The sequence below is a fragment of the Anaerolineales bacterium genome (genome assembly GCA_030583885.1).
Classification (GTDB): domain Bacteria; phylum Chloroflexota; class Anaerolineae; order Anaerolineales; family Villigracilaceae; genus Villigracilis.
On record CP129480.1, the window covers coordinates 2,701,029 to 2,714,897 of the forward strand.

The 13,869-nt window shown below is 54.6% G+C and carries 13 protein-coding genes; all 13 read right to left on the minus strand.

What is annotated here, in order from left to right; translation table 11 throughout:
- Nucleotide 1 precedes the first annotated feature (1 nt).
- The 13 genes from QY332_13455 to QY332_13515 all read right to left on the minus strand — a co-directional run bounded on the left by QY332_13455 (nucleotide 2) and on the right by QY332_13515 (nucleotide 13,724).
- Nucleotides 2-1,453, minus strand: a complete 1,452-nt coding sequence (locus QY332_13455; protein ID WKZ34621.1) for an NADH-quinone oxidoreductase subunit N — start codon at nucleotides 1,451-1,453, stop codon at nucleotides 2-4.
- Nucleotides 1,453-2,970: an NADH-quinone oxidoreductase subunit M gene (locus QY332_13460; GenBank protein ID WKZ34622.1), complete on the minus strand. Its 1,518-nt coding sequence runs from the start codon at nucleotides 2,968-2,970 to the stop codon at nucleotides 1,453-1,455. Before QY332_13460 ends, QY332_13455 begins: the two co-directional genes overlap by 1 nt.
- A 7-nt stretch (nucleotides 2,971-2,977) precedes the next feature.
- The gene (locus tag QY332_13465; GenBank protein WKZ34623.1) at nucleotides 2,978-4,501 is read right to left on the minus strand and encodes an NADH-quinone oxidoreductase subunit M; all 1,524 of its coding nucleotides are present in this window, start codon (nucleotides 4,499-4,501) and stop codon (nucleotides 2,978-2,980) included.
- Nucleotides 4,502-4,510: 9 nt separating this feature from the next.
- Entirely contained in the window at nucleotides 4,511-6,670 is a 2,160-nt protein-coding gene (gene nuoL, locus QY332_13470) for an NADH-quinone oxidoreductase subunit L (GenBank protein ID WKZ34624.1), read from the minus strand.
- Between the two features lie 6 nt (nucleotides 6,671-6,676).
- The gene (gene nuoK, locus QY332_13475; protein ID WKZ34625.1) at nucleotides 6,677-6,985 is read right to left on the minus strand and encodes an NADH-quinone oxidoreductase subunit NuoK; all 309 of its coding nucleotides are present in this window, start codon (nucleotides 6,983-6,985) and stop codon (nucleotides 6,677-6,679) included.
- An 11-nt stretch (nucleotides 6,986-6,996) separates the two neighbouring features.
- A complete protein-coding gene (locus QY332_13480) occupies nucleotides 6,997-7,506 on the minus strand; it encodes an NADH-quinone oxidoreductase subunit J (GenBank protein ID WKZ34626.1) in 510 nt (169 codons plus the stop codon).
- A gap of 15 nt (nucleotides 7,507-7,521) precedes the next feature.
- A complete protein-coding gene (gene nuoH, locus QY332_13485; protein WKZ34627.1) occupies nucleotides 7,522-8,715 on the minus strand; it encodes an NADH-quinone oxidoreductase subunit NuoH in 1,194 nt (397 codons plus the stop codon).
- A gap of 74 nt (nucleotides 8,716-8,789) precedes the next feature.
- Nucleotides 8,790-9,143: an NADH-quinone oxidoreductase subunit A gene (gene ndhC / locus QY332_13490; protein ID WKZ34628.1), complete on the minus strand. Its 354-nt coding sequence runs from the start codon at nucleotides 9,141-9,143 to the stop codon at nucleotides 8,790-8,792.
- An 88-nt stretch (nucleotides 9,144-9,231) separates the two neighbouring features.
- Entirely contained in the window at nucleotides 9,232-9,909 is a 678-nt protein-coding gene (locus QY332_13495) for a hypothetical protein (protein ID WKZ34629.1), read from the minus strand.
- A gap of 140 nt (nucleotides 9,910-10,049) precedes the next feature.
- On the minus strand, nucleotides 10,050-10,250 hold the full coding sequence (locus QY332_13500) for a hypothetical protein (GenBank protein WKZ34630.1): 201 nt from the start codon (nucleotides 10,248-10,250) through the stop codon (nucleotides 10,050-10,052).
- A 31-nt stretch (nucleotides 10,251-10,281) separates the two neighbouring features.
- Nucleotides 10,282-11,037 (minus strand): nucleotidyltransferase family protein, encoded by a 756-nt coding sequence (locus QY332_13505; GenBank protein WKZ34631.1) that lies wholly within the window; start codon nucleotides 11,035-11,037, stop codon nucleotides 10,282-10,284.
- Nucleotides 11,038-11,097: 60 nt separating this feature from the next.
- On the minus strand, nucleotides 11,098-12,723 hold the full coding sequence (locus QY332_13510) for an APC family permease (protein WKZ34632.1): 1,626 nt from the start codon (nucleotides 12,721-12,723) through the stop codon (nucleotides 11,098-11,100).
- A gap of 59 nt (nucleotides 12,724-12,782) precedes the next feature.
- Nucleotides 12,783-13,724, minus strand: coding sequence for a hypothetical protein (locus QY332_13515; GenBank protein WKZ34633.1), 942 nt, complete (start codon nucleotides 13,722-13,724; stop codon nucleotides 12,783-12,785).
- Nucleotides 13,725-13,869 lie beyond the last annotated feature (145 nt).

The following is a 13,869-nucleotide window of genomic DNA, read 5'->3' on the forward strand; positions in this document are numbered from 1 at the left end:
GTCAATTGAAGAGGAGAAAAGCCCCTTCCGCCGCCCATTTGAACCACGGCGCAAAAACCGTGCCGACAAAAATCACGCCGATGGTCAACACAACCAGCGCAATCGCATATGGACGGGTCAACGGGACAGGGTGCTGTTCCTCGTCTTCATTCGGCATGCGGTAAAGATAGACATACTTCAACACATTCAGGTAGTAGTACACGCCGATGATCGAGTTGATGATGCCCACAACGACCAGCCAGATGTAATTTGCCTGCACGCCCGCCGCAAAGACAAAAATCTTTGCCACAAATCCACCGAACGGCGGCATGCCTGCCAGCGAGAGGAACGCGGCAAGCATCATCAGCGCCATAAACGGGTTGCGGCGGCTCAAGCCTGCGTAATCCTTAATATCTTCCAATCCGGTGATGCGGCTGAAGGCCATGGCGATGCCGAAGGCGAGCAGATTTGTGACTATATACGCCGCAAGATAGAAGACCACACTCGCCGCGCCCAATTGGCTGAACGCCACCACGCCGATCAAGACATAGCCCGCATGTGCAACCGAGGAATATGCCAGCAGGCGTTTGATGTTCGTCTGCGGAAGCGCGAGCAGGTTCCCGACCGTCATGGTGATCGCCGCCAGCGCTGCAAGGATCAGAGTCCACGAGGATGCGAAGTCTGGCAATGCCACAAAGAGCAAACGAACTATCACGGCAAAGCCGGCCGCCTTCGAGGCGGTGGAAAGATACCCCGCCACAGGCGTGGGAGAACCCTGGTATACGTCCGGCGCCCAAAAATGGAATGGGACAATCGCCACTTTGAAACCGAGGCCGACAATAACCAGAATCAACACCCCGAAGCCAAGCAGCGGAGAGATATCCCCCGAGGCGAATACTGTCGCGATTTTATACAGATCGGTCGTGCCGGAAAATCCAAAGATGAGGCTGAAGCCATACAGCATGATGGTCGAAGCCAGCGTTCCGAACAGGAAATACTTGAAGCCCGCCTCGGTCGAGCGCTCATCCGCGAGTAAAAAGCCGGCAAGGATGTAAAGCGGTATCGATGCTGTTTCAATCGCCAGGTAGAGCATGACCAGGTCGGAGGAAACAGCCATCAGGTTCATGCCGAGAAGCGAAGCGAGAAGCAGGAGATAAGACTCGCCTCGCCGCCCTGCTCGTTCATGGTCCATCAGAAGGAGTGCTGTCACTGCCCCGGCAAACATGAACAACATCTTGAAGAAGAAGCCCAGCCAGTCAAAGCGGATCATCCCACCAAGTGTGGCAGTGGGTTCAGCGGGACGGCCAAACAGCAGGCTGATTATCATCACGATAAAGAGACCGCCCGCTGTCAGCCAGCCTGCATTGCGGCGCTGGTCTTCCTTCCAGAACGGTTCGAAGATGAGAATCAGGATGCCCAAGCTGAGGATCAAAATTTCAGGGAGGATGGATGCGAACGTGAGCGGGGTAAACATTATGCACCTCCCAGCAAGCGCATGATATTCTCAACACCTGTCGCAACCATTGGCACCATCACGGCGGGGAACAGACCGATGATGACCATGAAGAAGCACAGGACGACGATCGCCACCTTGTCCAGCACGGTGACATCGCCGACGTGCCCTTCGAGGTTTTCAGGCATTGGAGAGAAGAAAACTTTGCGAATATTCATCATGATATATGCCGCGGTGATGACGATGGAAACACTGGCAATGACTGCCACCAGCCACTGTTCCTCCCAGACCCCCATAAAGATGGGGAATTCCGCCACGAATCCGGAGAAACCCGGCATGCCCATGGAGACCAGGCCGCCGATGATAAAACCCACCGTGGCAAGGGGCATGATCTTTGCCATGCCGCCCAGCTCGGGGATCATGCGGGTGTGCGCCCTATCGTAGATCATGCCGGTGATGGCAAAGAAGAGGGCGGTCATTACACCGTGCGAGAACATCTGCACACCGGCGCCGGTCAGGCCGGTTTGATTGAGCGTGGAAATGCCGAGCATCACCAAACCCATATGGGAAACGGACGAGAAACCGATCATATATTTCAAGTCAGTCTGGACGAAAGCAATATACGCGCCGTATACGACTGCAATCGCTGCGAATGTCATAATAAGCCACGACCATTGTTTTGCGCCTTCAGGCAGCAGCATCACGCCCACGCGCAGGGCGGCGAACGCGCCGAGTTTCATCAGCACGCCTGCATGGAACATGGAGACGGCTGTCGGCGCGGCAACGTGGCCATCCGGCGACCAGTTGTGGAAGGGCCAGATACCGCCCAGTACTGCAAAGCCGAGGAAGACGGGCAGGAACCAGATATATTGGAAAGTGGACGAGAAGCCCGCACTTTCCATTTGAAGCATGTCAAATGAAAGCACGCCTGTATTTTGATACTGTGTCCAGTACATGACGAGGACACCCACAAGGGAAACCACGGAACCGATGAACAGGTATAAGGTCAATTTCATGGCGGCGTACTCACGTGTCTTGATCCAGCCCCAAATGACAATCAGCAGGTACATCGGGAAGACGGCGATCTCATAGAAAAAGAACAGCATGAACAGGTCGAGCGAAACGAACACGCCGAACACCCCACCCGCCAGCAGGAAAAGGAAGGCGAAGAATTCGCGCGGACGATCCTGGATGCCGGCCATGACATGCTTATCATCGTCGCCCCAGGAGATAAGCACGCCTGTGAACATGACAATCCCTGTCAGCAGGACGAGCGGGGCACTCATGCCGTCCACACCAAAGTACAGCGTGATGCCCAGCTGAGGGAGCCAGGTGTACTGCTCCAGGAACTGGTACCCCGTCATGCCCTGGGTGAGATATTGAAGATAGACCCATGCGGAAAGCAGCAGGTCGAGCGTTGCCGCCGCAAGCGCAATGGCGCGGGTTTCATTCTTCCGCGTTGCAGGCATCATCAGGATGATGCCGCCTGCAACAAAGGGAAGGAAAGTGATGATACTCAGGATGGGAAAATTCATCATCCACCTCTTAGAACAGAGCCACGACGGCTTTGTTGATGATTTCCAAAATCCACGCGGGCCACAGTCCGATGACAAGCATCAGGATCATGAGTGGAACAATCACAAAAAGCTCGCGCGTGTTGATCTCGGTCAGTTTGTGTTCGCCGTGCGCCCAGTGTTCGTTCATGGGTCCATGCAGGACGTTCTTGATCCCCTTGAGAATATACGCGCCGGTAAAAAGCAGGCCGAGCATGGCGATGACAGTGTAAATGGTCAGCACAGGGTAGGACCCCCGCACCACCATGAACTCGGAGACGAAGCCGTTGAGTCCGGGCAGCCCCAATGACGCCATTGACGTAAAGATCAGGATGCCGCCGTAGATGGGAACAAGCGGGAACAAACCGCCAAATTTACCAAGATCGCGGGTGTGCGTTCGTTCGTAGATAACGCCGACCAGGAAGAACATCCCCGCCGCCGACAAGCCGTGGTTGAACATCTGCAGGACCGCGCCGCTCATGGCAATGTGCGCATCCACTGTGCCGGATGCCAGACCTGCCGCGGCGATGCCGAGCACCACAAATCCCATGTGGTTTACAGACGAGTATGCGACCAGACGCTTGAAGTCCGTCTGGCCGTAGGAGCCGAACGCACCAAAAACGATTGCCGCAACCGCAAGGAATGCCAGCGCGCCGGCAAAGATCTTCGCTTCAAGCGGATAGAGCGGAAGCACAAGGCGGATGAAACCATACGCGCCAAGTTTTAGCAGAACGCCAGCCAGAATCATCGAGCCGGCCGTGGGAGCTTCGGTATGCGCATCAGGCAGCCAGGTATGGAAGGGCCACAACGGGACTTTGACCGCGAAGGCGATCACGAACGCCCAGAAGGCGATGGTCTTGACCGTATGTACCGACATGCCGAGCAGAACAGAATCCGCTGTCAGCGAATTCCACTGCTGATATAACGAGACCAGGTCATAGGTCCCGAAAAGAACACCGAGCATCTGCACAGCGAGCAGCAGACCGAGCGATCCACCCATGGTGTAGATCATGAACTTGAGCGAAGCATAATCCCGATTGGCGCTGCCCCACTGGTTGATGAGGAAGTACATCGGTACAAGGCCGATCTCCCAGAAGACGAAGAAGATCAGCAGGTCGAGCGACATGAACACACCGAGCATTCCTGTTTCGAGGAACAGGAAGAGCATCATGTACGGCTTGACGCGGTCGGTGATGCTAAACGAGGCGAGGATGGAGAGCGGTGTAAGCAGGGTGGTGAGCAAGACCATCGAGAGTGAGATGCCGTCCACACCGAGGTGGAAGGACGAGTTGATGGCTTCGTACCACACGTATTTTTCCACGAATTGGAAGCCCGCTGCATTTGGGTTGAAGTTTGTCCACGCCACGAGCGTGAGAACGAAGGGAATCAGGCTGGCGGAAAACGCGAACCAGCGCAGGAGTTTCGTCTCGCCGCCCGGCAGGAAAAGCATGATCAATGCCGCAATCACCGGCACGAAAAGGATCAGGCTAAGGAGATGAGTGTTGAGAAATTCCATCTTGTGCTCCTATGCCAGTAAAAGGAAGTAAAGCAGTCCGCCCACAACGATCAGGACAAACAGCGAAAGGATGAGATACTGCTGGATGCGACCCGTTTGAATGGGACGCAGGTTCTTGCCAACCCACCAGGTGGCATCGGCGGAACCGTCGCCGAAGAAGCGGTTGATGACCGGCACATCGAAGTAGTTGCGGATCGCGCCTCCGATTCCGCCGGTAGTTGGTCCAAAAATATGGAGGAGGCCGTCGATCAAGCCTTGATCCATCCACTTCGAGACAAGGACTTCCGAAATCCAGGCAGACGGTTTGACGAACAGGAAGTCGTACAGTTCATCGAAGTACCACTTGTTCTTGAGGACGGGGATTTGCAATTTGTCCTCTTTGGATGATTTGACATTGCGATAGGCAAAGTAACCAGCCGTCAAACCACCAAGCGCGACGACGATGGAAGTCAGTAATGGAATCCAACTGAATTCGGGAGCCTTCGGCACTTCTGCCAGCGTATGCCCGACGAAATCATGGAACCAGTTCGGGAAAAGCCCGCCGATCAGCGGAAACTTCTCAGGGATGCCGACCCAGCCGTAACCGATGGCAAAGACCGAAAGCACAACGAGCGGGGTAGTCATCGTCCAGGGAGTCTCTTGTGCGTGTTCCGCTTCTTTTGTACGGGGCTCTCCAAGGAAGGTCAATGTGATCTGGCGCATGGTGTAGAACGCGGTCAGGAAGGCGGCAAGGGCGAGCGTGCCGAAAACGAGATAGTGATTGTGATACCACGCATCCGCGAGGATTTCATCCTTCGACCAGAAACCAGCCGTCACGAGCGGGAAGCCTGAGAGCGCAAAACCACCAATCAGGAACGTCCAGAATGTGATGGGCATCTTCTTGCGCAAACCGCCCATGTTAAACATATCCTGCGGGTCTACTTTGTGATTGCCCGTATGCAGGACGCCGTGCTCCATGCCGTGAATGACGGAACCGGAACCAAGGAAGAGCAAAGCCTTGAAGAAGGCATGGGTGATGAGGTGGAACGCGGCGGCAACATACGCGCCAATACCAAGCGCGGCGATCATGAAGCCGAGCTGGGAAATGGTCGAGTACGCCAGCACGCGCTTGATGTCATTTTGAGCGACGGCAATCGTTGCGGCGAAGATGGCGGTGAAAGTTCCGATGAAGGCGACCACCATCATTTCGGGCGGCAAGCCGTGACCATCATAGCCGGCTGTAAGCAGCGGGAACATGCGAATGACCGCATACACGCCCGCAGACACCATCGTGGCCGCATGGATCATCGCGCTGACAGGCGTCGGACCTTCCATCGCATCGGGAAGCCAGACGTGCAGGGGCCACTGCGCGGATTTGCCGATCGTCCCGATGAAGAGCAGGATGGCGATCAAGCCGGCCGCGGAAAGACCAAACACACCCGTTGGAACCGAGGCGAGCGTGTGCAAGATCGTATCGGTAAATATCTCGCGGAAGGAAAGTGTCCCCGTCACGCTGTACAAGAAGGCAATACCCAATAACATGAACACATCGCCGATGCGGGTGGTCATGAAGGCTTTGATGGCAGCATTACGCGCAGATTCTTTTCCGTACCAGAAACCGATCAGCAGGTAGGAGCACAAGCCCATGATCTCCCAGCCGACGAACATGGTCAGCAGGTTGTCGGAGATCACCAGTACGTACATGCCAAAGGCGAACAAGCCAAGGAAGGCGAAGAAACGCGAATACATCGGCTCGACGGATGGAACAGTGTGCTTGTGTCCATGTTCGTCGGTGACCGTTGCGCCGTGCGGCGGCAGACCTGCGCGGTCATGGTCGCCTAGCGGCTGACCGTAGTTTTGATAGCCAACACTGTACAGGAAGATCATAAAGATGGTGATGGATACAAAAAACAGTACCGCTGCGCCTAGCGGGTCGATCAACACGCCGATCTTCAGCCAGGTGGTACCCGTTGGAAGCCAGTTGATCGAAGATGCGAACGGATGCTCGCCTAAATGCTCCGTACCAATCGCGCGAAAGAATACGATCATGCTTACAAGCCATGAAAGTGCGGCCGCCCCCACGCCAAGGGTGTGGCTGAGCGCCCTGCTTTTATTCGTGAACAACACGATCAAAAAGAACGCCAGCACGGGAGGGAGCGGGATAAGCCAGATCAATGTCTCAGTCGTCATAAGTCCCTACCACTTCATCAAATCGAGTTCGTCTGCAACAACCGTATTGCGGCGGCGGTATACAGAAATGACCAAAGCCAGGCCCACGGCAACTTCAGCGGCAGCGACCGCAAAGACAATGACGGCGAACACCTGTCCGGACATCGAAGTTACATCGCCATAGCGCCAGAAGGACACCAGGTTGATGTTCACTGCGTTGAGCATGAGCTCCACGCCAAGCAGGATCGCAACCGCATTCCTGCGTACCAGCACGCCGAACAAACCGATGCTGAACAACGCCGCCGCAAGAATGAGATACCAGGAAAGAGGGATCATCTGCGCTGCTCCTATTTCTTATTGAACGCGATATACACTGCGCCCACCAGTGCCGCCAATAGAAGGACGGATGCCACTTCAAACGGCAGGACGTAGGCATTCGGCGAAACCAGCGCTTCACCCAGCTCTCCGACCGCATCAAAACCGGACGGGATGGCGGATGCCGCCTTCGAGAAGCCGCTCCAACCCTGAAGCAGGAACGCCAGCCCCGCAAACGTCAACACCGCCAACAGCGCACCCGCCCACCAGTTTTTGTTCATCTGGGGAGTGTTGTCGCGCAAATCCTTGCGGGTGAGCATGACCGCAAAGATGAAGAGAATGGCAATTGCACCGATGTACACTGTCACCTGCACCACAGCGATAAATCCGGCATTCAACAGGGCATATATCACCGCTACGCCGAACAGCGTGGACACCAGCCATAACGCCGCGTGGATCAAGTTACGCGTCGTCACCACCATCAGCCCGGAGCCGAGGGTGAAGCCAGCCGTTATGAGAAAAATGATTTGTTCACCAGTCATGGCACATCATCCCAATTAATGCGGGACCTCCGTTACTTTTTTGAAGCCTTCCAAACGCACACGCTCCCTGCGGGCGACAGCACGGGCGATCTCCAGCGCGATCCAGCCGGTCGCGACATTCGCAAGGAACATGCCGAGCATGAAGAGCCAGGCCGGGGCGTTGGCAAGAAGCGCGTTCATCAGGGCAGTCACCAGCACCAGCGCAAAGGAAAGCGGCGTCAGGAATTTCCAGTTGAAGGCGAGCATCTGGTCGATACGGATGCGCATCATTGAATAACGGACCCACATGATTACCCAATAGCCAATCATCGCCTTGATGACCAGGATCAGGATCGCGAGGAACGGGCTGACCTGCTCCAAACCGAAGAAGCGGTAACCGCCAAAGAACAGGATCGCCCAAAAACCTCCAAATGTGAAAGCGTGTAACAACTCGCCCGCAAAAAACATGCCAAACTTCATGCCCGAATATTCGATGTTGAAACCAGCCACCAATTCAGATTCCCCCTCAGCGAGATCGAAGGGAGCGCGTCCCAACTCTGCAATTGCAGCGATCATAAAGATGACTGCACCCAGCGGTGAAAGGAAAAAGTACCAGGTGTTCTGCGACTGGATGATGGTATTCATGCTCATCGACCCTGCGAGAATGACGGGTATCAACAGCATGGTCAGCATTGGGATTTCAAAAGAGATCATCACCGCCACCTGGCGGAAGCCGCCGATCATGGCAAACTTGTTGTTCGATGACCAGCCCGCCATGATTATGGAGAGCGTGCCGATCGCACCCGCAGCGATCAGGAACAGCACGCCGACATTCAGATCGACGCCGAGCATGACGGGCGCCAGTGGCACCACCGCCCACAGAATCAAGACAGACATCATCGAAAGGATGGGCGCAAGGTTATAGACCACTTTGTCCGCACCGGCGGGGGTTGTATCCTCCTTGATGATCAGCTTGATGATGTCGGCGAACGGCTGGATCAAACCAAAGGGACCAAGCCGGTTGGGTCCCAGGCGGTCCTGGAAGCGGGCCACAACCTTGCGCTCGATCCAAACGAGGAAAATATCCAGCACCATCAACACCATGATGAGCAGAAATACACCGAGGAAGACAACCAGCACATGGGCAAGAACGGCATCCATGCCCCAGCCCGTAAATATGCCTTCCAGCCAGGCCGCAGCAACTTTAAGAGGGTCATTCCAAAAATTCATAATTCACTCCTGTTACACAAAGAAAAGGCTGACGGGAAAAATCCGATCAGCCTTTTCTTTATTTTAGACAAGAACTACACCCATTCCAGCATCCCTTTGCGCCAGGTATATACCAGGCCGACAACAAGGATCGAAACAAAAATAATGCCTTCGACCACCGCGTACAACCCCAGCTGGCCGAGCTTTACAGCCCACGGAAAGAGGAAAACCGCCTCCACGTCGAAGACGAGGAAGACCAGGGCAAAAATGTAATACTGTGCTTTAAATTGAACCCAGGCCTCCCCCACAGGTTCGATGCCGCACTCATACGTTGATTCTTTAATGGGGTTTGGTTTTTTGGGCCCCAAAATGAAGCCTGCCGCAATCGCGCCAATGGGAATGATCAACCCGACAACGATAAATAACGCCACATACAGCCACTCGTTCATTTACGTCACTCCATCGTGAGATTTAGTACACAATTGCGCGAATTGTACCATAGAGAACAAACATGCCTCTGTAAAGCATGTCAATTTTTTAGGTGATATTCGTCATATTTTTGAAATCACTTCTGTTTCCTCTTTTCCTCCTTTTACGGCTGAACAGGTACCTCACAATGTCATCCAAAAAAGGGAATCCGACGACGAGACCGAGCACGGAGCCAACCACGCCGGACGTGCGTACAAAATTGACCGAGAAACCAAAGAAGTCCACCGCCTCGATCTCGACGATTTGGGCTGATACCGCCATACGGCTTTCCTTGCCGCTGACACGGTCGACAAACACAAGATGGAGCCAGACCGTGCCGCGATACAGCCCGGTCTCCTGCGGGCGAATGCTCCAATAAAAGGTCACAGTCTGTCCCTGTTTCATCGGTTCGTAAATGGAACCCGCCGGCTTGACCTCCATGCCGGCCATGTCGATGCGCGCCTCGGCAGTGACAAAATGTGTTGCATACAAATTGGGGACCTCGAGCACTTCACCAACCACGATATTGCCGCCGATGTGCGCAGTGGGCATGATATTTCCCAGGTCATCCACTTCAAGCGTCAGGCGGACAATATCCCCTTCGGCGCCTGCCTTCATCTTGAGCGGATATTCCAGCGTCAGGCGGCGGGTTTCAGGGATTTCCGGCTGTACCGGCACATTCGTCGGCAGTACAGGCTGTGTTGGCTGCGCAACGGAGGTGGGAGGGAGCGCCGTCACGACAGTCATTGTGGTTGGTTCCTCCATCGCAGGAGCTTCCTCTGCCACAGGAGAAGGAACCGCCGCCCACCCGCAGGCGGCGACCACAAATACGACCGTCAATGCAAAAGCGGAAGGGAGAAAACGTCGGGGAGGAAACGGCCTGGCTGTCACGATACAGGCTCAAGGTTCAGATTGAGCGCAGACCGGACCTCAAAATAAAGAGAGGATGGCGTGGGCAGTTGCAGTTCGGCGGGGGGAATCGTCCGCTCGCGAGTCTCGCGCGGATTGGGAAAATATCCCCAGACCAATAATGAAATGGAAAATAGAATGATGACAAGCCCGATGATAAGCCGAATTTTTCTGTTCATATCAAATGCTCAAGCCGCCGTCCCCGGCGGCTTACCGATCCACTTCTTCGACCTCGATATACCACTTGACGCGCGTGCCGACGCGGTCTCGCAACTGCCAGGCAATTGGTTTTTCCATTGTTTCAAACGCATGCTGGATTTCACGCACACGGCGTATCACAAGCGCACGCTCCTCATCTGCAAGCGGTAAACCGGCCTCGCCGACCAAGTCTTCCACACGCTGTAAATTAATGGACGTGGTCTTGTACAAGCCCCAATCCTGGCTGCATAACCGGACGAGGATTTGCAGGTTGATCTTTTCGTTATCATCACGGCCGGTTTCGTTATTCAACAAAATGGATGTAATATCAAGCAGGTCCTTGCGGTTGAGTTCCACGATCTGCGCCTTGGAAAGCAATAACTCCGCCAGCGGAATGGTGACAGGGTCGGCGGTCAGGCGCTCTTCAAGCGGAATCTTATGGCACATTTCAAAATCACCGATGAAGATGTCCATCTTCATGTCGGTTTTGTCATCAAAATAGATCTGGCGGGTTGCGCCGTTCAATACATTAAACTGCTTATCCGGACTGTATCCCACCTCGGGCATGAATGTCTCAAACTCACGGCGCTGTTTCCTGGCAACCACAAAATCGAGGTCGGCAAACTCGCGGGTAAACAGGGGGTGATTCGTTTTATTATGCGCCTGCACAGCCAAGCCGCCAATTGCGCGGATTTGGATATCCCTCGCATTCCCCGCTTCGATCAACCGATGCATTTCCGTCAATATCTCTTGCGATGTAAGCGCCATCCATTCACCTTGAAGTAGACCTGATAGGTTTCAAAGAAACCTATCAGGTCTTTGCATTGATTACTCCACCGGGATCTCAGCCTGAACCTTGCTCAGGTCAATGCCCTTGCTCTTGCGATAGGATTTGAATCCGTAGTAGATCACCGCGGCAAGCACATAATTACCGAGCATGTAATAGACGGAGCTGGTGTTGCTGATGCCGATGCCATACAGAAGGTTCGGGTCGAATATCCACTGATAGAGCAGATAGACAAGGAAACCGCCAAAGATCACACCGGCCACCGAGATCAGCGGCAGGCCGAACACATTGTATTTTGCGATGGGCGAGGCTTTGTACAGGTCGGGTTTGGTATACGGCAGGACGATCGCGGAGATCGTGGTGCCGAGGAACGTCACCGCGATGACCAGCGTGGAGCAAAGCGTCAACGTCTGGAAGTTGGCGATGTCGAACGCGAACATATAGGCAACCACAAGCGATGGAACCACCATCAATAACAAGGCGTTGACCGGAGTGCCGGTGCGCTCATCCAGTTTTGCGACCGATTCGGGGAGCAGCCGGTCAAACGCGGCGGCAAAGATCACGCGGGTGGAGGAAAGGAAGACGGTGGCGCACCAGCCAAACCACCACAGGCTCATCAATCCAACCACGAGGAATTGCACAAACCGATTCGTGGTGAGGAAGGCAGCCAGCATGGCGGGATAGGGCCAGACTGGGAGCGCAGGCGCCACTTCACTGTAGCCCCAGGCGTAATTCCACCACGCGGCTCCGGCCTGAACATAGAAATCCCAGCCAATCGTATTGCGGATGGCAAAGAGCAGGACGATGCCCAGCAGGGTCGTAATGCCGAGCGCCCAGCCCATTCCCGCGACATTACGCTTGAAATCGGTTGCGCCGCGCACTTCACCGTAGAGGGTTGCGCCCCAGTTGGGCCATAAATTGAAGAAGACCATGTAGGGAATGACGAGGAAGATCACAGCCAGTGAGCCGCCCGCAAACGGAGTGATTGCGCCGGCCTCGGTCCCCAGTGCAACCGTCGCATCATACACGCCGGCTTCCGCACCAAACATGGAAGCGGCGTTCGCCTCCAGTCCCGACTTGAAGGCTTCAGGGGAACCCGTCAGCAACAGCACGATGACAATGAGCAGGCCCAGCATACCGCCGTAAAAGGAAAATTTTTGAATGCGTGCATAGGTCTTCATGCCAAGCATGATGAAGAGGCTGACAATCGCAAGCGTAATGATCGAAGCCGTGAATGAACCGACATTGGTGCCTGCAAACCATAACGCCAGGTCCTTCGCGCCAAAAACACCGAGCAAAGGCACAAGCACAATATGGCGGAACATATCACCATACAGGGGAACCCACAGCCACAAAATAAACCACCAGCCTGTGACTGCCAGGATGAAGCCGACTGCGCCGCCGAGAATACGGCTCTGCCAGACGTAATCGCCGCCCGAACGGGGCATGACGGCGATCAACGCGGCATACACAACGACTTCAAAGAAAATGAACAATGCGCTGATGATCAACGCATTCACCATGCCGCCCTCGAAATAATACATCTGACTGAAACTGTACAGACCGAGGGTGATCAGGTTGATGGAAAACAACGCGTAGATGAACGCGTCCATGACCGACCAGGAACGCACCAGGCCGGTCGCTTTACGGACAAACAAGTTGCTCATAACATTCTCCTCTTTTGGTTATGTGTTTTAACCCATGCCTCTCCAGGGGGCGTGGGAGCTTACCCTGTTGTCAAAACGTAATCTTCAACCTTGTTTTTTCCGAGTCTCACAATTGCGCCGAGCAGCGTGCCCTGCTCATACATCGAGCCGGGGTTGACGCAAAGAGTCTTTCCAATGCGCGAAACACCGCGCCCTTCGTGGATATGTCCGTGCAAGCCGAGCAATGGCTGCACTTCCTCTATCGACTGTCGCAGGGCTGTCGAACCAACCGCCTTCAACGCCTGCCCCGCCATCTTCGGGCGCAGGTTTTCATCCAATTCCGCAGCTTCATCGAGGTTGGATTTATACGGCGGCACATGGATATTGAAAATGGCATTGTGCGGGTCTTTCAGCTGGGAGGTCATCGCATCATACCTGGCCTTGAGCTGGTCCTCGTCCTCTTCACGGTGCGTATCCCAGGGAGTTCTGTTGCTCCAACCTGAGGCGATCATTTCGTGACCGCCTTTCAGGGTAGTGACCTGCCCCTCGGCCAGGACCACGCTGCGGCTGGCGCGAACGATCTCATCCACTTCATCCATATCGTCGTTGCCCGGGCAGCAATACAGCATCATGCCCGTGCCTTCCAGTTTTTTATCCGCCAGATCCATCCACTGTTGGACGACCTTGAGCACTTCGGCAAGGAAGATCCCGCTCACGCGTCCGGGATCCTTCTCCAGTTCGGCAATTTCATCGGGAGTTGTCATGTAGGGGTAATAACCGCGGCTGCGGACACGCATGACCATGTCCTGCAGTTCGTCGTCATTTGTCGTATCAAACACCTGTTCGAGTAAAGTGATGCGATAATTTTTGCCGCCCTGGTGCACGAACGGGACCACCGCCTTGCCCGTCATGTCGCCGCCGAGGATTAACTGGTCGGCGCTGTAGAACTTCCCCGCGTTCAAAAACTTGCTCCAGCAAATATCTGACCCGTGAATGTCTGTGGCAAAGAAGATGGTGGTCACATGCAAATCCTTTGGCAATGAGATGGCTTGCAGATGCCGTGCGGTATTGACAGGCTTAATTATACCCCTTGAAAAAGGGAATGCAATATTCAACTCATACACGAAGGTTACATTTCAGATTTGTAATTGTGCAAAATGCCACAAA